Source organism: Paludisphaera soli, from assembly GCF_011064595.1.
In the GTDB taxonomy this organism is placed as follows: Bacteria; Planctomycetota; Planctomycetia; order Isosphaerales; family Isosphaeraceae; genus Paludisphaera; species Paludisphaera soli.
The window spans coordinates 192529-215010 of the sequence record NZ_JAALJI010000005.1 but is presented as its reverse complement, the minus strand read 5'-3'; the positions used below and the strand labels follow the sequence as shown (position 1 = coordinate 215010).

Annotated in this window: 13 protein-coding genes; 11 read left to right on the top strand and 2 right to left on the bottom strand. The window is 72.0% G+C overall.

Going from position 1 to position 22482, the window contains the following annotated elements; translation table 11 throughout:
• Positions 1–12 precede the first annotated feature (12 nt).
• Positions 13–774 (top strand): 5'/3'-nucleotidase SurE, encoded by a 762-nt coding sequence (surE, locus tag G6O68_RS09015; protein WP_165246805.1) that lies wholly within the window; start codon positions 13–15, stop codon positions 772–774.
• Between the two features lie 156 nt (positions 775–930).
• Positions 931–2526: a DUF5010 domain-containing protein gene (locus tag G6O68_RS09010; RefSeq protein WP_165246802.1), complete on the top strand. Its 1596-nt coding sequence runs from the start codon at positions 931–933 to the stop codon at positions 2524–2526.
• Between the two features lie 407 nt (positions 2527–2933).
• On the opposite strand, the gene G6O68_RS09005 is transcribed toward G6O68_RS09010, so the two are convergent.
• Both G6O68_RS09005 and G6O68_RS09000 read right to left on the bottom strand, forming a co-directional pair.
• On the bottom strand, positions 2934–4511 hold the full coding sequence (locus tag G6O68_RS09005; RefSeq protein ID WP_165246800.1) for a dockerin type I domain-containing protein: 1578 nt from the start codon (positions 4509–4511) through the stop codon (positions 2934–2936).
• Positions 4512–4698: 187 nt separating this feature from the next.
• On the bottom strand, positions 4699–6006 hold the full coding sequence (locus G6O68_RS09000; protein ID WP_206108054.1) for an L-lactate MFS transporter: 1308 nt from the start codon (positions 6004–6006) through the stop codon (positions 4699–4701).
• A 186-nt stretch (positions 6007–6192) separates the two neighbouring features.
• Here G6O68_RS09000 and G6O68_RS08995 point away from each other — a divergent pair, with 186 nt between their 5' ends.
• The 9 genes from G6O68_RS08995 (at position 6193) to G6O68_RS33225 (ending at position 22461) form a co-directional block, all read left to right on the top strand.
• A complete protein-coding gene (locus G6O68_RS08995) occupies positions 6193–8151 on the top strand; it encodes an SRPBCC family protein (RefSeq protein WP_165246796.1) in 1959 nt (652 codons plus the stop codon).
• Positions 8152–8454: 303 nt separating this feature from the next.
• Positions 8455–9960, top strand: coding sequence for a rhamnulokinase (locus G6O68_RS08990; RefSeq protein ID WP_165246794.1), 1506 nt, complete (start codon positions 8455–8457; stop codon positions 9958–9960).
• A 33-nt stretch (positions 9961–9993) separates the two neighbouring features.
• Positions 9994–11211: a T6SS phospholipase effector Tle1-like catalytic domain-containing protein gene (locus G6O68_RS08985; protein ID WP_165246792.1), complete on the top strand. Its 1218-nt coding sequence runs from the start codon at positions 9994–9996 to the stop codon at positions 11209–11211.
• Between the two features lie 79 nt (positions 11212–11290).
• Positions 11291–12634 carry an AAA family ATPase gene (locus tag G6O68_RS08980; protein WP_165246790.1) on the top strand — a complete coding sequence of 448 codons (1344 nt, stop codon included), beginning with the start codon at positions 11291–11293 and terminating at the stop codon, positions 12632–12634.
• 25 nt (positions 12635–12659) lie between these two features.
• Complete coding sequence (locus G6O68_RS08975) at positions 12660–13505, top strand: hypothetical protein (RefSeq protein ID WP_165246788.1); 846 nt, start codon at positions 12660–12662, stop codon at positions 13503–13505.
• 893 nt (positions 13506–14398) lie between these two features.
• The gene (gene dnaN, locus G6O68_RS08970) at positions 14399–15517 is read left to right on the top strand and encodes a DNA polymerase III subunit beta (RefSeq protein ID WP_165246786.1); all 1119 of its coding nucleotides are present in this window, start codon (positions 14399–14401) and stop codon (positions 15515–15517) included.
• Positions 15518–15573: 56 nt separating this feature from the next.
• Entirely contained in the window at positions 15574–15894 is a 321-nt protein-coding gene (locus G6O68_RS08965) for a DUF721 domain-containing protein (protein ID WP_165246784.1), read from the top strand.
• Positions 15895–16072: 178 nt separating this feature from the next.
• The gene (gene gyrB / locus G6O68_RS08960; protein ID WP_165246782.1) at positions 16073–18655 is read left to right on the top strand and encodes a DNA topoisomerase (ATP-hydrolyzing) subunit B; all 2583 of its coding nucleotides are present in this window, start codon (positions 16073–16075) and stop codon (positions 18653–18655) included.
• A 164-nt stretch (positions 18656–18819) separates the two neighbouring features.
• Positions 18820–22461: a DEAD/DEAH box helicase gene (locus G6O68_RS33225; RefSeq protein WP_165246780.1), complete on the top strand. Its 3642-nt coding sequence runs from the start codon at positions 18820–18822 to the stop codon at positions 22459–22461.
• Positions 22462–22482 lie beyond the last annotated feature (21 nt).

Here is a 22482-nt window from a genome sequence, read left to right as displayed (position 1 = left end):
GAAGTCCCGACGATGCATATTCTTCTGACGAACGACGACGGCGTCTTCGCGCCGGGGCTCCGGGCCTTGCGCAAGGAGCTGATGAAGCTGGGCGACGTCACCGTCGCGGCCCCCGCCCTCGAGCAGAGCGGCGTGGCCCACACGATCACGATCCTCAACCCGCTGGTGGCCAAGCAGGTCGACGACGACGACGGCACCCCCCTGGGCTGGTCGATCGAGGGCTCGCCGGCCGACAGCGTCAAGCTCGCCATCTGCGAGCTGATGTCGCGCCCGCCCGACCTGATCGTCTCGGGCATCAACAGCGGCGCCAACGCCGGGATCAACGTCCTCTACTCCGGCACCGTGGCCGCGGCCATCGAGGGCGCCTTCTTCAAGATCACCAGCATCGCCGTCTCGCTGGAGCTGTCCGAGCACTTCGACTTCCCCCACGCCGCCCGGCAGGCGCGCAAGGTGATCGAGAAGATCCTGGCCAACAAGCCGGCCAACGGCTCGCTGTTCAACGTGAACCTCCCCTCGCGGTCCCGGGGCGAGCCCAAGGGCGTCAAGGTCGTGCCGATGGACCTGGGACGCCACGGCGAGGGCTTCGAACGCCGCCAGGACCCGCGCGGGCGCACCTACTACTGGATGACCTACACCCCGCCCCTGGAGGTCTCGGGCCCCGAGACCGACGTCACCGGCCTCGCCGAACGCTACGTCACCGTCACCCCCCTCCACTTCGACATGACCCGCCACGACCTGGTCGACCAGGTCGGCGGCTGGGACTGGAAGGACTGACCCACCCCGACGCGGGGCGGGCCCCTTGCTCCCGGGCCCGGGCGGGCCGATAATCGCACCTGGGTCGGGCCTTCGCGGCCCGGCCGCCCGCCCCACCCCGCCCTCCACGCCAGGATCGTCGGCCCCGCCGTCGCGGCCGACGGGGAGCCCTCTCCGATGACGCACTCGACTCCGCCCCGCCCCCTCGCGCACCTCGCGACGGCCGTCGCGGGCCTCGCGCTGACCGCGCTCGCTTCGATCGCCGCCCAGGAGCCCGGCCGGGAGACGGAGATCCCCCCGGCGATCGGCCCGCACGTCGACCTCAAGCCCGGCGACTTCGCCGCCGCCCGCCGGTTCGACGCCGGCGACAAGGTCGTGGCGACCCAGTACTTCTACTGGTACGACGCCCCGTCGAAGGCCCACGTCCTCGACGGCGACGGCTCCGACGCGCTCACCACCCACCCGCCGACCCTCGACGACTTCTCGTACCGGAGCGTCTCCTGGCACAAAAGCCAGCTCAAGGACATGATCGCCGCCGGGATCGACGTCGTCCTGCCGGTCTTCTGGGGCTCCCCCGCCGACCACGCGCCGGGCTCGCCCTTTTCCTGGAGCTTCGAGGGCCTCCCCCCGCTCGTGAAGGCGCTCGACGAGCTGAAGGCCGAGGGGCTGACGCCGCCGGCCGTCGGCCTCTTCTACGACACGTCGACCCTCCAGGCCAACGGCCGGGGCTATCACGCCGACCTGACGACCGAGCTCGGCCGCGCCTGGTTCTCGGCCACCGTCCGCGACTTCTTCTCGATGATCCCCCCGCGGCACTGGGCGCTCCTCGACGGCCGGCCGATCGTCCAGCTCTACTCTGCGAGCTTCGCGAAGGCCCACGACCAGTCGTGCCTCGGCCGCCTCAAGGCCGACTTCGCGAAGCGGTTCGGCGGCCTCGTCCCCTACGTCGTCCGCGAGATCTCCTGGAACGTGCGGGCCGACGACGTCTACGCCTGGGGGGGCGCGATCCAACCCAACTTCCTCGGCGTCGCCGAGATCGGCCCCGGCTACGACCACTCGGCCGTCCCGGGCCGCGAGCCCCTGGTCGTCGACCGCGAGGACGGCGCGTTCTACGAGCGGGCCTGGATCAAGGCCCTGAACCGCAAGCCCCGGATCGTGATCCTCGAGACCTGGAACGAGTTCCACGAGGGGACGACGATCGCCGAGGCCCGCGAGTACGGCCGGAAGTACATCGACCTGACACGCAAATACGTCGACATGTTCAAGTCCGGCGTCGTCCCGCCGAGGCCGAGGACCGCGTACACCGACGCCCCGACGGTCTCCATCGTCCTGGGCCCGGACGACCGGGAGGAGGGGCTCCGGCGGATCGACGTCGCCGACGGCCGATCGGCCCCCTCGACGACCGCCGGCAAGCCCTCGCGGACGCCGACGCAGGGCGTGGGCGCCCGCTACCTGTACTTCCGGGCCGACGACGGGTTCAAGCGCGAGGCCCCGATGCGCGCGGCCGTCGAGGTCGACTATTACGACGTCGCCCCCGGCTCGTTCGGCGTGCATTACGACTCGACAGACCGCGCGGCCGACCACAACGGCGCCTACAAGCCCGCCGCCGCCCGCGCCGCCTTGACCGGCTCCCGGACGTGGAAGACCGCCCGCTTCGACCTCCCCGACGCCCGCCTCGACGGGGCCCAGAACGGCGGGGCCGACTTCCGCCTGGCCTTCGAAGGCGCCGACCCGCCGATCCAAGCCGTGCGCGTCCTCCGCGCGGGGGAGTGAACTGTCTTCCCTTCCCCCCTGGTGGGGGAAGGTGGCCCGAAGGGCCGGATGAGGGGGATCATCAAGGCGGACCGGACGAGGGGCCGACGGCTTTCTCGCCCGTCCCCCCTCATCCGGCCTGCGGCCACCTTCCCCCACGAGGGGAGAAGGACGATTCGCGGCAGCTTGCCCGCCCGTTTCTCCGATGGTTTTCGTGCTCGTCGTCCCCCTCAGCCGCCGCTTCGCGGCACATTACCCGCCAGGGGGAAGAAAGTCCTGGCCGGTCCCACGCGGGGGGAGGCGGCCGGGTCGGTCGGTCGAGGGTTGGTTTGCGCGACGGCTTCCGGCCTCGCGCCCCTCTCCCAGCCTTCCAGGACGCCTCCCTCCGCGGTGGGATATGGGCGGATCGGATCGCGACGTGCCAGGCGTCAGGCGGAGACCGGCGTGAGGGTCACGGCGATGCTCTGGAAGTAGATCGCGGTCAGGCCCTCGAAGCCGGAATCGGTGCCGACGAGCAGCCACAGGTTCCCCTGGGCGTCGGCCTTCACGGTGGCCGTGTGGGTGTGCTCGCGGGTCAGCGAGACGTACGGGACGCTCGTCTGCCCGTCCTGCAACTCCAGGCCGTTGGCGATGTTGCCGACGACCGAGGCGGCCGTCCCGCCCTCGGAGTTGTTCCCCTTGTCCACGTTCAGCCGGTCGTAGCCGTCCTGCACGACGGTCGCCGGCGCGACGGTCGACGCCCCCGCCTTGAGGGCCACCGCCTCGCCCGGCGCGCCGCCGATGCCGAAGGCGCCGCTCGGCGCGTTCGAGGCGAACTTGATGGTGAACTTCACCTGGTATTCCTGCCCCGCCACGACCCCGTCGGCCGCGGTCAGCTTGCGGGTCAGGAACATGAACACGTCGTCGGATCGGTTGTGGCTCTGGAGCTTGTAGCCGGTCCCGTCGACACCCAGTTCGTCGGGCAGGTCGCGGATCCCGGACTCCAGCTCGTAGCTGTCGTTGGCGTCGGTCGGCAGGTCGGCGAAGTCGGCGTCCCAGCCCTGGGCGCCCTGGGCGAAGTCGTACGACCGGGTCACCGACTCGGCCGGCTCGCCGCGGGTCACCGCGAGCTTCGTCTCGACGACCTGGCCGTCGCGGCCCTGGGCGCGGATGGTGAACGGGTTGACGCCCGGGGCCAGCGGCACGTCGAACCGGAAGGAGCCGTCGGCGCCCGCGGTCGTCGTCCGTTCGAAGGTCCCGTCGCCGCCGACGTCGAGCCGGACGGTCGAGCCGGGGGCCGCCTTGCCGACCAGCGCGGTCTCCTCCACGTCCTCGTCGACGACCCTATCGCCGTCGGGGTCGTCGGACGGGTCGACGCGGGCGGTCAGCTCCTGGGGCCGGATGGACGTCGAGGCCCCGAGGTTGCGGTAGGCGAGCTGCCAGTCGCGGAGGGTGACCGCGCCGTCGCCGTCGACGTCCACCGGGTCGGGCGACGACGGCGGCTCGGTGGGGAAGCGGCCGATCGAGCTGCGGATGGCCATCAGGTCGGAACGGTCGACGCGGAAGTCGCCGTTGACGTCGCCGGCCAGCGAGACGCCGACCGCGTAGCCCCCCGTGGTCCCGTCCTCGGCCGTGGGGCGGATCGTCAGGGCGCCGGGCCCGACCGCCGCCACCGTCACGCCGTCCTTGCCGCCCCCGGCCCCCGCGTCGTCCCGCTCGGAGACGACCCGGACGCCGCGAGGGCCGTCCGAATCCAGGTCGACGACCCCGGGATCGAGCGTCCCGTCGGTCGCCCGGGCGTCGATCCGCAGGAGCACCTGGCCGCCACGCCCCGGGCGGAAGCCGTAGCGATCCACCTGGATCGAGAAGGCGTCGCTCGACTGCGCCGCCAGCCGGCCCTGGAACACGGCGAACCGCGTCCCCCCGCCGACCGACAACAGCGTCCGGTCCTCCAGGCCGTTGAGGTTCAGATTCAAGTGCAGGCCGATCCGACGACGTCGTGGATCAACATGGGAAGAGGATCTCATGTTGTCGCTCCTTGGTGTATCGCGCGGCGCCGTCCCGCCCCGATGCGGGCCGGGCGGCGGCCGGCGGATGCGAAGTCGGCCGACGGAGGCGGCCGCGGTCCCGTTCCAACACCGGGCCCGCGTCCGCCCCTCGTCGGCCACCCAGGAGTCGAGATCGGGCCGGATCGGGCGACACGCGAGCGAACGCTCACCCCGCGCCGCCGGCCTGGCGGAGCGTGGGCCGGCGGAGGAAGAGGCTGAGGACCACGGCGGCGACGAGGAGGCCGCCGGACAGGAAGAACGCGGCGTCGAGGCTGCCGGTGGCGTCTTTCAGGAAGCCGGCCGCCTGGGGGACGAAGAACGCCACGCCCCAGCCGAGGAAGACGAAGCCGTAGTTGAAGCCCATGTTCTTCGGGCCGAAGAAGTCGGCCGTGAACGCCGGCATGAGCGCCAGCGCCCCGCCGTACTGCCAGTAGGCCACGCCCACCGCCAGGAACAAGAGCGGCACGCTCCCCGAGGCGATGATCCAGGGCATCAGGAACAGGCAGGCCGCCGACACCACCCCGTTCACCACGTACGCGTTCGACCGGCCGATCCGGTCCGAGTAGACCCCCGTCCCCACCCTCCCCGTGGCGTTCACCAGGCCGCCGTACGAGGCCAGGAGCCAGGCGTTGCCGGCGAAGAAGGCGATCGACTTGGCCGTGGCGTTCAGCAGGGGCGCGGCGTTGGCGATCACCAGGAGCCCCGACTGCGCCGAGCCGATGAACAGGAAGACCAGCCCGTAGAACTGCCAGGTCCGCAGCATCTGCGAGGCCGTCCAGTCCACGGTCGTCAGCCGGGCCGTCGACGCGTCCGTCGCCGCGACCCCCGGCGGGACGTAATCGGCCGGCGGGAAGACCAGGAACCGCGAGGCGACCACGACCACCAGCGCGAACAGGAGCCCCAGGCCGATGAAGCTCCCCGAGAGCCCGTACGCCGCGATCAGCGACTTCGCCAACGGCGCGATGTAGATCGCCGCCGCGCCGTAGCCGCCGACCACCAGGCCCACCACCAGCCCCCGCCGGTGCGGGCCGAACCACTTCACCGCGGCCGGGGTGGTCGCCGCGTAGCCGAAGCCCATGCCGACCCCCCCCAGCACGCCGAAGCCCAGCAAAAGCCCCAGGTACGACTTCATCAGCCCCGCCACGATGCACCCCGCCGCCAGGAACAGGCCCCCCAGCGTCGCGCCGAACCTCGGCCCGTAGCGGTCCTGGATCCGCCCGCCGGGGATCATCGTCAGGGCGAAGATCATCCCGCAGGCCGCATAGGCCGAGGTCGCCTGCGCGTCGGTCAGGTACGTCCAGCCCGCGTCCAGGCCGGTCATCGGCGAGCCCGGCGGGTGGGCCGCGTCCCCCACGAGGTTCGCCTTCCAGATGCTCCAGGCGTAGAGGATGCCCAGGCAGAGGTTCACCGCCATCCCGGCGAACGTCACCCCCCAGGCCACGGCCGGCACCTTCGCTGCACGCTCGATTTCCACGGAAGCTCCCCCCGATGCCTGTGCGAAAATGAGGCGCAGCATAGCCACGGCCGGCGGCCGACGCAAAAGGCTGGGCCCCGGCCGCTCGGCTTTGCGGGCGGGGGGTCGGCTTCGATCCCGGTCGGCCCTTGTGCGCGGAGGACGCATCGGCGATCCTCGGGGTCGACCAAGGGGGGAGGGCCCGGGATGGACGCGTCCGGTCCGCGCCGCATGTTCCCGATCATCGGGGGGAGGACCGCGCCGGGGAGCTACCTGGCGGTCGGGTGCCTGCTCGCCCTGCTCAAGCTGAGCCTCGACCAGTTCGTCGAGCGTTGGTGGTTCGGCAGGCCGCCCCGGTTCCTGGCGGCGTCCGGGTTCCCGGGCGACCTCCTCCGGCTGCTCTCGGGCGAGGGGGAGGGGGAGGGCGGCGACCGGGTCTTCTACGCGACGATGCTCGCCCTGACGGCCCCGTTCCTGACGGTGGCGCTCGTGATGACGGTCCGCCGCCTGCGCGACGCCGCCTGGCCGCCCTGGCTGGCGGCTTTCACCTTCGCCCCCACGCCGCTGAACATCGTCTTCTTCCTCGTGCTCAGCCAGATCCCGAGCCGGGACCGGGCCATGCCGGGCGGGCTGTACGACGCCGACCTCGACGGCCCCCTCGGCCCGAAGCGCGCCCGGCCCGAGCGGGCGGGGATCGGCGACGGCGCCCCCCGCACGGTCGCGGCGATCGTGGCGCCGCTGGCGGTCGGCGGGTCGGCGGCCTACCTGGGCACGCACGTCCTGCGCGACTACGGCCTGAGCCTCTTCCTGGGACTGCCGTTCGTGCTGCCGATGTTCGCGGTCGTCATCGACGGCTGGGGCCGCGGGTCGACCCCGGGCCGCGCGCTGCAGATCGGCTGGGCCTGCGCCCTGGCGGCGGTCGCCCTGATGCTGGCCCTGGCGTTCGAGGGGATCATCTGCATCCTCATGCTGGTGCCGCTGGCCCTGCCGATCGTCTCGCTGGGGGCCCTGGTGGGCTACTTCATCGCCGAGTATGGCCCGCGCCGGCCGGCCGAGCAGGGGAAGCTCGCGATCCTGCTGTGCGCCCTCATGCCGACGATGGTGGGGGCCGAGCACCTCGCCGCTCCCGAGCCCTGGGCGTTCACCTGCGAGACATCCATCGGGGTCGACGCGCCCCCCGAGGCCGTCTGGCGGCGCGTCGTCAGCTTCTCCGACCTCGACCCGCCGGACGACTGGGTCTTCCGCACGGGCCTGGCCTACCCGATCCGGGCCCGGATCGAAGGGTCCGGCGTCGGCGCGATCCGCCGCTGCGAGTTCTCCACCGGCACGTTCGTCGAGCCGATCCTCGCCTGGGACGAGCCCCGCCTCCTGCGGTTCGCCGTGACGAGCAACCCGCCGCCGATGCGGGAGTGGAGCCCGCTCTTCGAGGCCCACCCGCCGCACCTGGACGGGTTCCTGGTCTCCGAACGCGGCCAGTTCGAGCTGACCCCGCGCCCGGGGGGCGGGACGTTCCTGAAGGGGAGCACCCTGTACCGCCACGGCCTCTGGCCGGCCGCCTACTGGCGGCTCTGGTCCGACCCGATCATCCACCGGATCCACGACCGCGTCCTCCGGCACATCAAGCGCCTCGCCGAATCCGACGCCGCCGACCCGCCGTACCCCGCTCACAAGCGTCCCGATCGGGTGCACCCCCATCCCGGCGAACGGCATCCCTCGGCCGCCGCATCCGGCCCTTCGCCCTGGCGGGAAGCATCCGGAGCTTCGGTGCGTCCACTTCGCCGGCGGAGGCCCCGCTCGCAGACGAACCTTGCAAGCAGGAGCACGCTCACGAACACGGGCGCGTCGAGGACCAGAGTCCATCCTTCGAATCCGGTCGGATGGAATTTCATGCCGTGGGACAGGCAAAACATGCAGGGAGAGAGGGGCCAACCCCGCCAGAACATCGCTTTCGTGAAAGGATCCAACTCCGCGGGAGGTCTAACGCCGCCCATCACCTCTTGCCATCCGGACGGTCGAAGGTTCGCCCACAGCAAGACGCCGGTCAGCAGGGCGAGGAAGACGGCCGTGGCCGGATGGACGGGACGGCGCCACCGCGCGACGGCGACGAGGACGGCCATGGCGGACGACATGACGAGAGCATCGGCCATGTGCACCTCGGCCCGCTGACGGCGGATTTCGGCGTCGCCTGCTTGCGGGCGGTCCGACGGCTGCCGCTCGCTGATCGCAACCTCTCTCGGGCAGCCTAACCCCGGCCCGATCGCCCCGCAAGCGGGCGACGACGCCCGATCGAGAGACGTACCCCGCTTGAGGGGCCCGCGCCCGATGGCTTATGATCTTGGGCGTGCGAGGCGTCGCGAGACGCCCGGGTCGGGACGCGCGGGAGCGCGTCGGCGGCCGTGTCGATGGGTCGAGGGCGGGTTCGGATCGCGAGGCGGCCCGGGTTCATCCGTGCGCGGAGACGGCAAGACGATGGCGAAGACGACGGATTACCTGGCGCTGGACCTGGGCGCGGAGAGCGGGCGCGGGATGCTCGGGCGGTTCGACGGCGACCGGCTGGGGCTGGAGGAGATCCACCGGTTCCCCAACGGCCCGGTGCGGATGCTCGACACCCTCTACTGGGACCTCCCGCGCCTGTTCGACGAGATGAAGGACGCGATCCGCAAGACGGCCGCGTCGAAGGCCTCGCTCGACGCCATCGGCGTCGACACCTGGGGCGTCGACTTCGGGCTCATCGGCCGCGGCGACACCCTGCTGGGAAACCCGGTCCACTACCGCGACCCGCGCACCGACGGCATGCTCGACCTGGCCTTCTCCAAGATCGCCAAGGAGCGGATCTACGAGATCACCGGCCTCCAGTTCCTGCCGTTCAACACCGTCTACCAACTTTTGGCGCTCAAGGCCGCGAACTCCCCGCTGCTCGAAGCGGCCGAGACGATGTTGATGGTGCCCGACGTCCTCGGCTGGCTGCTCACCGGCGTCCGCGCCGCCGAGCGGACCGACTCGTCCACCACCCAGCTCCTCGACCCCCGCACCGGCCAGTGGTCGGACGAGATCTGCACGGCGCTGGGGCTCCCCCGGTCGATCCTGCCGAACCTCATCGAGCCCGGCGACGAGCTGGGGATGCTGCGGTCCTCGGTGGCCGAGGAGGTCGGCCTGGCGAAGCCCGTCACCGTCATCGCGCCGCCGACGCACGACACCGCCAGCGCCGTCGTCGCCGTGCCGACCGCCAGCCCGACCGTCGGCACCGACTCGCCGCCGGACTGGTGCTACCTCAGCTCCGGCACCTGGTCGCTCCTGGGCGTCGAGGTCCCCCGGCCGGTCATCAACGAGCAGACCTATCGCTACAACTTCACGAACGAGGGGGGCGTCCTCGGGACCACGCGGCTGCTGAAGAACATCATGGGCCTCTGGCTCGTGCAGGAGTCGCGCCGGACCTGGGCGCGGGCGGGCAACGACATGAGCTACGAGCAGCTCATGGCGATGGCGATGTCGTCGTCGCCGTTCGGGCCCCTGATCGACCCCGACGACCCGTCGTTCCTCTCGCACGGCGACATGCCCGCGCGGATCGTCGCCTACTGCGAGAAGACCGGCCAGCCCGCGCCGGACTCCGAAGGCGCGCTGATCCGCACCTGCCTGGAGAGCCTGGCGCTGAAGTACCGCTGGACGATCGAGCGGCTGGAGGCGATCTGCGGGACGAAGATCAAGACGATCCACATCGTCGGCGGCGGCTCCAAGAACACGCTCCTCTGCCAGTTCGCCGCCGACGCCTGCGGCCGGCCGGTCCACGCCGGGCCGGTCGAGGCCACGGCCATCGGCAACATCCTGATGCAGGCGTACGGCCGCAACCGGATCGGCTCGCTCCAGGACCTCCGCGCCATCGTCGCCCGCTCGTTCCCCGTCACCGTCTACGAGCCGCGCCGCACCGCCGCCTGGGACGACGCCAACGGCCGCTTCCAGGAGCTGGTGAAGTCCTGAACGCGATCTCGGCGCGCCGCGGGAGGATCCTCGATGGGCCGGAACCTGGTGGTCCTCTGCGACGGCACGAACAATGAGTTCGGCCCCGAGAACACCAGCATCGTCCGGCTCGTCCAGGCGCTCGACCGGGACCAGGGGCGGCAGCGGCTCTACTACGACCCCGGCGTGGGGACGCTGCCGGAGCCCGGGACGACGACGAGGATCGCGAGGCGGCTCTCCGAGGCGGCGGGCCTGGCCTTCGGGGCCGGGCTGTCGCGCAAGGTCGAAGGGGCGTACGCCTACCTGATGGACGCCTGGGAGCCCGGCGACCGGGTCTTCCTCTTCGGGTTCAGCCGGGGCGCGTACGCCGTCCGCGTCCTGGCGGCCCTGCTGCACGCGCTGGGGCTGCTCCCTCGCGGCCAGCACAACCTCACCCCCTACCTGATGCGCCTCTTCTCCGCCTCGCGCGATGCGGACCGGCGCGACGACGCGGGCGGCTCCAACTACTGGAAGCTGAGCAACCAGTTCCGCAACACGTTCGCCCGCGCCGTGCCCGGGGCGGCGAAGGACGACCGCCGCTTCCCGGTCCACTTCCTGGGCTGCTGGGACACCGTCGCGTCGGTCGGCTGGGTCTACAATCCCCGCTCGTACCCCTACACCCGCAGCAACCCGAGCGTCGGGGCGGTCCGCCACGCCCTGGCGCTCGACGAGCGGCGCTGGTTCTTCCGCCAGAACGAATTCCGCCGGGCCGAGGGCCAGGACCTCCTGCAGGCCTGGTTCCCCGGCGTGCATTCCGACGTCGGCGGCGGCTACCCCGAGCGCGAGGGGGGCCTCTGGCGCGAGCCCTTCGACTGGATGGTCGCCGAGGCCGCAGCGAAGGGCCTGCTCATCGACCCGTCCCGCCTCCTCGCCGTCCGGAGCCGCCACCCCGCGCCCGAGGCCCCCTGGGCGGAGCCGATGCACGAGTCGCTGACCCCGGCCTGGCGGCCCTTCGAGTACGTCCCCAAGTACGTCCGGGACCCGACGACGGGGCGCGGTCGCCTGGGCGTCGGCCTCGGCCGGCATCGGACGATCGTGACCGAGGGGAGGCCGGCCGAGGAGGTGATGATCCACGCCTCGGCCCTGAGGCGCATCCGCGCCGGCGGCTACGCGCCTGCGATCCTCGCCGCGTCGTTCGTCGACGAGGTCCGCGCGCTGCCGGAAGTCCCCGCGCTGTGGCCCTATCGCCCGCGAGCCGACCCGCCGCTCGCCCTCCGCGACGGCCGATGCTAGAGTGACGATCGTGCGGCGCGGCCGCGCCGGCCGGCCGGCCGGCCGGCCGATCAACGGGACCACTGCGAGGGCTCGGGCGATGTTCCTGAAGCGACTCGTCCTCGAGAACGTGCGGGCGATCGAGGCGCTCGACCTTTCGTTCCGGGGGGCCGACGCCCCCGTCCGCAAGTGGACCTTGCTGCTCGGGCAGAACGGCTGCGGCAAGAGCACGGTCCTGCGGTCGATCGCCCTCCTGCTGGCCGGCAGCGAGGCGCTCCCCGAGCTGATCGGCGACCCGGACTCCTGGATCAGCCTGAAGGCCGACCGCTGCCGCATGGCCGCCGAGCTGGTCACCGCCGACGGCGAGACGCGCCACGTCGAGCTGAACCTGACGCGGGGCGACCACATCCGCCGGATCTTCGAAGGCAACCGGGAGTCGCTCGAACGCCTGGACCGCGCGCTGGCCCACTCGGCGCGGAACTACCCGGTCGTCGGCTACGGGGTCTCGCGACGGCTCGGCGATCCCCGCCGCGCGGCGTCGGAGGTCTTCAGCCACCCCCGATCGCGGTCGGTGGCGACGATGTTCTCGAACGACGCGACGCTCACCCCGCTCGAATACTGGGCGATGGCCCTCGACTACGAGCGGGGCGAGGAGGGGCTGCAAGTCGTCCGCTCGACCCTCGACGACCTGCTGCCGGGCGTCGCCTTCGAGCGGATCGACAAATCGGCCCGGAAGCTGCTGTTCCGGACCCCCGACGGCCTGCTGCCGTTCGAGCTGCTCAGCGACGGCTACCAGAACGCGGCCGCCTGGTGCGGCGACCTCCTCGACCGGATCACCCGCATCTTCGAGGACTACAAGAACCCCCTGTCCGCCCGCGGCCTGCTCCTGATCGACGAGATGGACCTCCACCTCCATCCGGTCTGGAAGCGCCAGCTCGTCGATTTCCTGTCGGCCAAGCTGCCGAACTTCCAGATCCTGGCCACCACCCATTCGGCCCTGACCGTGCACCAGGCGGGCCCCGGAGAGCTGTTCGTCCTGAAACGCGACGGCGACCACGCCCCGCCGACGCTCCACCCCTTCGAGGGCGAGCCGCGCAAGCTGATGCTCCATCAGCTCCTGGTGAGCCCCCTCTTCGGCCTGGAAACCGTCGACTCGCGACCGGTCGAGCGGATGCGGTCGGAGTTCCGGGAGCTGAACGACAAGCCGTCGGGCCGCCTCACGCGGGCGGAGCGAGCCCGGCTCCCCGAACTCGAGCGCGAGATCCTCGCGCTGCCCGACTGGAACGCCGCGACCCCCCAGGGCCCCCGGCAACGCGAGCTCATGGAGGAGATCCTCGCGGCCCTGCAGGCCGAAGCCCCCCCGGCCGGGGATCCGGCCGCGCCCGCCGGCGGGAGGCCGAAAGCCGCCAAGGCCAGGCCCAAGCCCCGCCGCGGCGGCTCATGATCCGGGGCCGCCAGGGGGGACTCCCTTGATCCGACTCGCGCGCGATCGCTCGGCCCGCTCCGTCCATGCCGGCTTCCGGGGCCGGCACCGCGAGGCCAAGATGCTGGCGCTGCTGGACGGCCACCTGAAGGGCGACGTCCGCTTCAAGGACTCGTGGAAGGTCGCCAAGGACCAGCTCAAGGCCGATTCCTTCGGCAAGTGCGCCTACTGCGAGGCCGCGACCTCGGTCGTCGCCCACGGCGACGTGGAGCACTTCCGACCCAAGAGCTCGTACTGGTGGCTCGCCTACTGTTATGACAACTACGTCTTCGCCTGCCAGATCTGCAACCAGGTCTACAAGGCCGACCGGTTCCCGGTCCACGGCGCCCCCATGAGCCACCCTCCCATCCCCGGGGGGGCCGCCGCGCTGACGAAGGACGAGCGTCGGGCGATCGCCGCGAGGCTCGCCCCGGATCCGCTGAACGACGCCGAGGGGCATCCCCGGGCCGAATTCCTCCGAGCGGCCGCCCGCGAGAAGGCCGGGCTCGTCGACCCCTATCTCGACGATCCCGAGCCGCTCTTCAAATGGGTCGTCGACCCGATCCAGCGCCAGGTGGCGATCGCGGCGCGCCACCCGAGACGCGTCGCCAGCCGCCGGGCGTTCGAAGCGGCCGAGAGCTGCCTCGGGCTGAACCGGGTCGAGCTGCTCCGGCTTCGGCACGTCCAGTACGCGTACCTGGAGACCTATCGACTCGTCCTCGATTCGGGAAGGCTCTCGGGCGACCTGCTGCGCGACGTCGAGGCCCGGGTCCGCTCCATGATCGCCCCCGAGGCCGAGTTCTCGGGCATGTGCCGCTACTTCGCGCGCGACGAATGGAAGCTGGTCCTGTAGGGCCTGACGTGGAGGGCGGGAGGATGCGGGTTGGGCCGGGCCCTCGCGGAAGCTCCCGGATTCCGAAGCCGGCGGGGCTTGCGGGAAAGTCTCGCCATTGTTCTCAACCGCGAAGGTCTCGCCGACCGAAAAAGAGGACGCAAGGAAGCGCAGGCCGACGGATCGGCAGACTCGGGCTCGGATCGCCCGCCCCGCCGGACCCTCACGCCCGCACGCCCCCCGCGGCGGCTTCGATCGGTGGACGACCTGTGGATAACTCGCGGATCGACCGCGCGCCGATCGGCCGGCCGTGCACGGCCCGATCACGGCTCCGCTCGCGCCCTGCACGGTCGTCGACGGCTGCGCGCGGGCCGTCCACAATCCCGTGAACCGGGATGTGAACGGCGCGGGGATGCCGTTGCCTCCCGGTAAGTCTTTTGGTATTCTGGAGTTCGTCGGACGCTCGGGAAGTTATCCACAGCCCCGCCGCCGCACTATGATTAATACGGCGGTAGAGATTTCTCTCACAGGGAATACGGGGAGACGCCGGGACGGGCCCTCGACCGACCGGGGCCCCGCCGTGCGAGGAAAGACGCCGTCCGTCGGCCCCGACGCGAGGCCCGCCCGGGACGAGGCCGAGGGGGCCCCGAGCCTGCGGCCCCTCGCTCCTCCCCGTCCGGAGGCGAATCGCGGGGTCCGGGGGGTGCGCCGGGCCCTCGATCGTGGTATGATGGAGCGGCGACGAACCTATCGGAGATGAGCGGACGCGGGCGGCTCGATGCGTCCCCCCCTTCCCCGCCCGCCGTCGATCCGCGACGTGGCGAGGCGGCTCCGGCCCTCCCCCTTCATCCCTTTCGGCCCGGCGGAATGCGACCGGGGCCGAGCAACGCAACGTCCCAGAACGAGGCACGCGCATGAGGGCATTGTGCAATCGCGAAGGACTGCTCACCGCGTTCAACATGGTCAGCGGCGTCGTGCCCACGCGGAGTCCCAAGCCGATCCTGCAGAACGTCAAGCTCACGGTCGACGACGAGGAGGGCTCGGTCCTGATGGGGACCGACCTGGAGGTGGGGATCCGCCACCGGGTCCTGGGGGTCAAGGTCGAGGCGGCCGGCTCGGCGATCCTGCCGACGGCCAAGATCGGCCCGATCCTGCGGACCAGCGGCGACCAGGACCTGCTCCTGGAGACGACCGAGGAGCACCTGCTGGTCAAGGGGGCCCGTTCCAGCTTCAAGCTGCCGCTGGAGGACCCGAGCCTCTATCCCGAGGTTCCCGATTTCGCCGCCGATCGGTATCATGTGATCCTGTCGGGCAACCTCAAGAAGCTGATCCGCCGGACCGTGTTCGCCACCGACCTGGAGAGCGCCCGGTACGCCCTGGGGGGCGTGCTCGTCGAGCTGAGGCCCGACGGCGTGTCGATGATCGGGACCGACGGCCGCCGGCTGGCGAAGATGTCCGCCGAGGCCCAGTCCGAGAACGACCCGCCCGCGCCCTCGGGGACGCCGGTGATCCCGGTCAAGGCCCTGAAGCTGATCGAGCGGAACCTCGTCGACGACGACCTGCTCGTCCACCTGACGATCCAGTCCGGGGCGGCCGTGCTGGTGCGGACCGAGGGGGCCGTGATCTACAGCCGACTCGTCGAGGGCCGGTTCCCGCGCTATCAGGACGTCTTCCCCACGAGCGTCGAGACCCGGGTGCCGATGACGGTGGGCCCGCTCCGGCTGGCCGTCGAGCAGGCCTCGATCGTCACCAGCGACGAGAGCCGGGGGGTCGACTTCCAGTTCGGGCCCGGGGCCCTGGTGCTGTCGAGCCAGGCGGCCGACGTCGGCAGCGCCCAGGTGGACCTGCCGCTGGACTACCAGGGCAAGCCCGTCGACATCACGTTCGACCCCCGCTACCTGCTCGACGCCCTGAAGACCCTGGACGACGACGCCGAGATCACCGCCGAGCTGATCGACGCCAAGAACGCCGCCGTGTTCAAGACCCCGGACGATTACACCTACGTCGTGATGCCCCTGACGCGCGAGCGCTGAGGCCCCGGCCCCACCGGCCGACCGATCGACCCGGCCAGCCAGGACGCCAGACCCGCATGCCCAACCCCGACCAGCGCGGCCCCCGGCCCCTGTCCGACGTGCTCGGCGAGCTGTTCGCCCTGCGCGGCTACGGCCGGCTCCACGCGATGGTCGAGCTGCAGTCCGCCTGGGACGCCGCGGTGGGCGAGCCGCACCGGGGCCGGACCCGCCTGGGGGACGTCCGCCGGGGGACCCTGACCGTCACCGTCGACCACCCGGCCCTGCTCGAGGAGCTGTCCGCGTACCGCAAGGGGGAGCTGCTGCGGGCCCTCCGCGAGGCCTGCCCGGACGCCCGGATCGACGACCTGCGGTTCCGGATCGGCCCGGTGGGCCCGTGAGCCGAGGCGGGGGCCGCCCCCGCCCGGATCGCCGGCCGCCCGAGGGGGCCCCCGCCCCGCCCGCCCCCCGCGCCGGGACGCCGGCCGCATGGCATCGCATCGGATCGGATACGGACCGCCGCACGGACGCGCTGAGGAAGGACCACCGAGGGACAGGACGAATCGAGGAACCGCCGCGATGGACTTGAGCAAGAACGAAGGCGTCGACGCGAACGGGATCGTGGGCGACGGGGCCGTGGCCGTGGGGCCCGAGGGCTCCTACACCGGCGCCAACATCCGGGTCCTCGAGGGGATCGAGGCGGTCCGCAAGCGCCCCGGCATGTACATCGGCGACACCACGTCGCGCGGGCTCCACCACCTGGTCTACGAGGTGGTGGACAACTCGATCGACGAGGCGATGGCCGGCCACTGCAAGAACATCCAGGTGACGATCCACCCCGACGGCTCGGCCTCGGTCGTCGACGACGGCCGCGGCATCCCCGTCGACGCGCACGGCGACTCGGGCAAGAGCACCCTGGAGATCGTGCTCACCAAGGTCCACGCCGGCGGCAAGTTCGACCACGACACCTACAAGGTCTCCGGCGGCCTCCACGGCGTCGGCGTGACGGTGGTCAACGCCCTCTCGGAATGGCTGGAGGCCGAGGTCCGCCGCGACGGCCAGGTCTGGCGCCAGCAGTACGAGCAGGGCGCGGCGCTCGGGCCGGTGAAGGCCCAGGGGGCCGCCAAGACCACCGGCACCACCATCCGGTTCCTCCCCGACGCCTCCATCTTCAGCACGATCGAGTTCTCGTACGACATCCTGGAGAAGCGGCTCCGCGAGCTGTCGTTCCTGAACAAGGGGATCCGCATCCGCCTGGCCGACGAGCGCGGCGAGGAGCCCCGGAGCGACGAGTTCTTCTCGTCCGAGGGCCTGGCCGAGTTCGTCGCCTACCTCAACCGGGCGCAGACGCCGTTCCACACGCCGGTCCTGCTGACCGGCCGCGACGACGAGCGGGCCGTCGAGGTCGACGTCGCCCTGCAGTACAACGACTCGATCAGCGAGATGGTCGTCTCCTACTGCAACAACATCAGCACGGTCGAGGGGGGCACCCACCTCACCGGCTTCCGCGCCGCCCTGACCCGGACGCTCAACCAGTACGCCAAGGGCGCCGCGCCGGCCAACCGGAAGGACCTGGCGATCACCGGCGAGGACTTCAAGGAGGGCCTCACCGCGATCATCAGCGTCCGCGTCCCCGACCCCCAGTTCGAGGGCCAGACCAAGACCAAGCTGGGCAACGGCGAGGTCGAGGGGATCGTCGCCCGGGTGGTGAACGAGAAGCTGGCCGAGTACCTGGAGAACAACCCCGCGACCGCCAAGAAGATCGTCGCCAAGGCCCTGCTCGCCGCCGAGGCGCGCGAGGCGGCGCGGAAGGCCCGCGAGCTGGTCCGCAACCGCAAGGGGGTGCTCTCCGGCGGCGGCCTCCCCGGCAAGCTGATGGACTGCACCAGCCACGACCAGGACTCCAGCGAGCTGTTCCTCGTCGAGGGCGACTCCGCCGGCGGCACGGCCGAAGGGGGCCGCGACCGGATGTACCAGGCCATCCTGCCGCTGCGGGGCAAGATCCTCAACGTCGAGCGCGCCCGGCTCGACCGCGTGCTGGGCAACGAGGAGGTCCGCAACATCATCACCGCCGTCGGCAACGGCATCGGCGAGGAAGAAGACCCGGGCAAGCGGCGCTACGGCAAGGTCGTCCTGATGAGCGACGCCGACGTCGACGGCTCGCACATCCGCACGCTCCTGATGACGTTCTTCTACCGCCAGATGCCCCGGCTGGTGGCCGAGGGGCACCTGTACGTCGCCCAGCCCCCGCTGTACATGCTCTCGGGCGGCAAGAAGGACCGCCGCTACGTCCAGACCGAGGACCAGATGCAGGCGATCCTGATGTCCGCCGGCCTGGCCGACGCCGTCCTGGTCCCGGCCGACGCCCCGGTCTCGCCCGACGAGGCCGAGTCCGGCCCCGCCGCCCGCCCCGGCGCGATCGAGGGGGAGCGGCTCAAGCACCTCGTCGAGCTGGGGGGCGCGATCGAGCACGGCCTGCGGGCCTTCGGCCGCCGCAACCGCTCGCTCCGCGAGTTCCTCAAGTTCGCCAACCCGGCCACCGACCCCAAGGCCGACCCCCGCGCCGGGCTGCTGCCCCTCTACCTCGTCGAGGACGAGCACGGCCGCGAGGCCCCCTACTGGACCCAGGAGGACTTCGAGGCCGCCCACCCGTCCCGGGCCGAGGCCGACGGCGCGACCGCGGCCGACGGGGCGGCCGGGCCCGCCGCGACGGCCTCGCCGACGGCGACGCACCGGGTCCACGAGTTCCTGGAGGTCAAGACGATCAACAAGCACCTGGCGCGGCTCCGCGACGAGTACGGCCTGCGCGCCGACTCGCTGATGGCCGTGGAGGTGACCGGCGACGACCCGCCGCCCCGGTTCGTCCTCCACCGCGACGGCGAGGAGCACCCGCTTCTGGACCTCCGATCGCTGGCGCCGACGATCCGCAAGCTGGGCGAGAAGGGGAACAAGATCACCCGCTTCAAGGGCCTCGGCGAGATGGACGCCGACCAGCTCTGGGACACCACGATGGACCCCTCGCGCCGGACGCTCATGCAGGTCCGGCTCGACGACGCCGCCGCGGCCAACGACCTGTTCTCGACCCTCATGGGCGACGACGTCGAGCCCCGGCGGAACTTCATCGAGAAGCACGCGCTGGAGGTCAAGAACCTCGACGTCTGACGACGGACGCCGGGGCGCGCCCGGGCGGCGGCCGAAGGCCGAGGCCGCGGGGCGCGACGCGAGGGAGACGGACGGGAAGGGACGAGGACGGGGAGGCCCGCCGCGGGGGAGCGAACCCCGGGGCCGGGCCGGCCCTCCGGCCGATGCGTTCAGGGTGGGAATCGATGATGGGGATCGCCCAGAAAGTCGCGCGAAATTTCAGCGACGCCGTCCGCGCGCGAGGCCAGTCGTACTTCACGAAGGGCCGCGTCAGCCTGATGTCGGCGAAGCCCAACGAGGTCGTCGCCCGCGTGCGCGGGACGACCAAGTACCGGGTCCGCGCGCGGCTCCGGGGGGCCCGGCTGCTGGCGACCTGCTCGTGCCCGTACTTCGGGCCCCAGGGGGAGCCCTGCAAGCACCTCTGGGCCACCCTGATGCTGGCCGACTCGCGGGGGTTCCTCCAGTCGCCCCCGAACATGGCCGTGCGGCTGGTGGCCGAGCCCCCCCGCCGCGCGCCGGGCTCGGCCCCGCCCCAGCCCCCGGGCGCCGCCCCGGGGGACGACGCGCCTCGCCCCGCGTCGGGCCCCGCCCCGGCCCCGGCCCTCGACCCCCTGGACGAGCTGCTGGGCGCGGACTACGGCCGCGACGTGATCATCGGCGCGCCCCGGCCGCCGGCGGGCCAGGTCCCCAACCGCCCGGCCCGGGGCCGCAACAACGCCGCCAAGGACCGCCGCGCCGCCGCCCGCGGCCGCGACCGCAACGGCGCGGCCGGCGGCGACCGCTCGGCCGGCCCCGCCGGCCCCGCGCCCCCCTCGGGCCCTTCCGGGACCTGGACGCCGGCCTCCGCCCGCGAGGCCCGCGCGGCGCGGAACAAGGCCCGCCGCGAGGACGCCGCCGCCGGCCGCGCCGGCGCCGGCGCGGCCGGGGCCAAGGCCGTCAACCGCAACGCCAAGCGGCTGTTGGTCTACGTCCTCGACGTCGCCGCCACCCAGGCCCAGAACCAGGTGGTCATCGACCTGGCCCGCCGCCAGCGCAAGCCCACCGGCGAGTGGGGCCCGCTGCGGCCCTGGTGGTACGCCCCCAAGGCGGCCCACGTCAAGTACGACCCCGAGGACCGCCTGCTCCTGGCCCTCTTGGACGAGGCCCACCACGGCGTCCCCACCCTGACCGCCGGCCTCAACGGCCACGGCCACCCCCCGGGCGAGGACGGCGCCGCCGCGGCCCCGGCCGCCCCCGCCCGCCGCGCCAACCCGGCCGCCGAGCTCCGCGGCACCCGCCGGTTCATCCTCCGCAAGGACCAGGCCTCGCTCGTCGAGCGGCTCGCCCGCAGCGGCCGGCTCCGCCTCCGCCGCACCGACGGCGAGGACGAGCCCCCCACCATGCGCTGGGACGACGGCCAGCCCTGGCGGTTCGCCCTGGACCTCCGCGCCGAGGCCGGCGGCAAGCGCTGGTCGTGGCGCGGCGTCCTCCGCCGCGGCGACAACCGCATGGACCTGGCCGAGCCTTTGGTCCTCGTCCCCGGCCTCCTGGTCCTGGGGGTCGGCCGCGCCGCCCGGTTCGACGACCTGGGGGTCATGACCTGGATCGTCCGGCTCCGCTACGAGAAGGAGATCACCTTCGTCGAGCCCCAGCAGGACCTGATGCTCGGCCGGATCCTGGCCGAGGCCCGCGTCCCGGCGGGCGAGCTGGTCGAGACGATGGCGCTGGAGGAGATCGCCGTCAAGCCCCGCCCCAGCCTCACCCTGCGCACGCCCCGCCAGAACTGGGGCCTGGCCGCCGACAAGCTCCTCGCCGAGCTGGAGTTCGACTACGACGGCGCCCTGATCCCCGCCGGCCGGACGACCCCCCTGGCCGTCTCGACCGAGCTGGGCCTGGTCATCCGCCGCGACCCCCGCACCGAGTCGGCCGCCGACGTCAAGCTGTTCGAGCTGGGCTTCCGCGAGGCCAAGGACCCCCGGCTCGACCCCAACACGCTGGAACTCCCCGCCAAGCGGATGGACGCCGTCACCAAGGAGCTGGTCCAGGAGGGCTGGCGGATCGAGGCCGAGGGGAAGCTGATCCGCCCCGCCGGCGAGTTCAAGCTGGCCCTCTCCACCGGCATCGACTGGTTCGACCTCGACGGCGGCGTCGACTACGGCGGCCAGAGCGTCTCGCTCCCCGAGCTGCTCGCCGCCGCCCGCCGCGGCGAGGCCATGATCGAGCTGGGCGACGGCTCGATGGGCATGCTCCCGGAGGAGTGGCTGAAGCGCTACGGCCTGCTCGCCGACCTCGGCGCCGCCGGCGAGAACGGCGCGCTGCGGTTCAACGCCTCCCAGGCCGGGCTCCTCGACGCGCTTTTGGAGAACCAGCCCGAGATCCAGATCGACGAGGCCTTCGCCAAGGTCCGCAAGAACCTCCGCCAGTTCGACGGCGTCGTCCCGCTCGACTCCCCCCCCGGGTTCCACGGCGAGCTCCGCGCCTACCAGCGCGAGGGCCTGGGCTGGCTCGACTACCTCCAGCGGTTCGGCTTCGGCGGCATCCTCGCCGACGACATGGGCCTCGGCAAGACGATCCAGGTGCTCGCGCTGCTGCAGCGCCGGCGGTTCCGACGCCAGGCCAAGGGCCCCACCCTGGCCGTCGTCCCCCGCTCGCTCGTCTTCAACTGGCTCCAGGAGGCCGAGAAGTTCACCCCCCGGCTCCGCGTCCTGGACTACACCGGCCCCGGCCGCCACCCGCTCCGCGAGAAGTTCGACGAGTACGACCTGATCGTCACCACCTACGGCACCATGCGGACCGACATCGCCGAGCTGGTGGAGGTCGAGTTCGACTACGTCATCCTCGACGAGGCCCAGGCCATCAAGAACGCCGAGAGCCAGTCCGCCAAGGCCGCCCGGCTGCTCCGCTCCCGCCACCGCCTGGCCATCAGCGGCACGCCCATCGAGAACCACATCGGCGAGCTCTGGTCGCTCCTGGAATTCCTCAACCCCGGCATGCTCGGCAGCGACACCGTCTTCAAGCGCTACGCCGGGTCGTCCACCCTCGCCGAGGGCGAGGACCGCTCGCTTTTGGCCAAGGCCCTGCGGCCGTTCATCCTCCGACGGACCAAGTCCGAGGTCGTCAAGGACCTCCCCGACAAGACCGAGCAGACCCTCTACTGCGACATGGAGTCGGAACAGCGCCGGACCTACGAGGAGCTGCGGGTCCACTACCGCGACGCCCTCCTGAAGAAGGACTCCGCCGAGCTGAACCGCTCCAAGATCGAGGTCCTGGAGGCGCTCCTGCGGCTCCGCCAGGCCGCCTGCCACCCCGGCCTCATCAGCCCCGACCTCAACTCCAGCCCCAGCGCCAAGCTCGACCTGCTCATGCCCTCGCTGGCCGAGATCGTCGAGGAGGGGCACAAGGTCCTCGTCTTCTCGCAGTTCACCAGCTTCCTGTCGATCGTCAAGGAGCGGCTCGACCAGGAGGGGCTCGTCTACGAGTACCTCGACGGCCGCACCCGCAACCGCGCCGCCAAGGTCGACCGGTTCCAGAACGACACGGAATGCCCGATCTTCCTCATCAGCCTCAAGGCCGGCGGGCTGGGCCTCAACCTGACCGCCGCCGAGTACGTCTACCTGCTGGACCCCTGGTGGAACCCCGCCGTCGAGGCCCAGGCCATCGACCGCTCGCACCGGATCGGCCAGACCCAGCACGTCTTCGCCTACCGGCTCATCTGCCGGAACACCGTCGAGGAGAAGATCCTCGAGCTCCAGCAGAAGAAGCGCGACCTGGCCGACGCCATCCTCAACGCCGACAACCGCGTCATCTCGGGCCTCACCCGCGAGGACCTGGAATTCCTGCTGTCGTGACCCCCGGGGGACCCTGCGGGT

Bases quoted from the DNA above. Each gene is read 5' to 3' on its own strand.
- surE (WP_165246805.1), top strand. From the start codon at position 13: ATGCATATTCTTCTGACGAACGACGACGGCGTCTTCGCGCCGGGGCTC.
- G6O68_RS09010 (WP_165246802.1), top strand. From the start codon at position 931: ATGACGCACTCGACTCCGCCCCGCCCCCTCGCGCACCTCGCGACGGCC.
- G6O68_RS09005 (WP_165246800.1), bottom strand. From the start codon at position 4,511: ATGAGATCCTCTTCCCATGTTGATCCACGACGTCGTCGGATCGGCCTG.
- G6O68_RS08995 (WP_165246796.1), top strand. From the start codon at position 6,193: ATGGACGCGTCCGGTCCGCGCCGCATGTTCCCGATCATCGGGGGGAGG.
- G6O68_RS08990 (WP_165246794.1), top strand. From the start codon at position 8,455: ATGGCGAAGACGACGGATTACCTGGCGCTGGACCTGGGCGCGGAGAGC.
- G6O68_RS08985 (WP_165246792.1), top strand. From the start codon at position 9,994: ATGGGCCGGAACCTGGTGGTCCTCTGCGACGGCACGAACAATGAGTTC.
- G6O68_RS08980 (WP_165246790.1), top strand. From the start codon at position 11,291: ATGTTCCTGAAGCGACTCGTCCTCGAGAACGTGCGGGCGATCGAGGCG.
- dnaN (WP_165246786.1), top strand. From the start codon at position 14,399: ATGAGGGCATTGTGCAATCGCGAAGGACTGCTCACCGCGTTCAACATG.
- G6O68_RS08965 (WP_165246784.1), top strand. From the start codon at position 15,574: ATGCCCAACCCCGACCAGCGCGGCCCCCGGCCCCTGTCCGACGTGCTC.
- gyrB (WP_165246782.1), top strand. From the start codon at position 16,073: ATGGACTTGAGCAAGAACGAAGGCGTCGACGCGAACGGGATCGTGGGC.
- G6O68_RS33225 (WP_165246780.1), top strand. From the start codon at position 18,820: ATGATGGGGATCGCCCAGAAAGTCGCGCGAAATTTCAGCGACGCCGTC.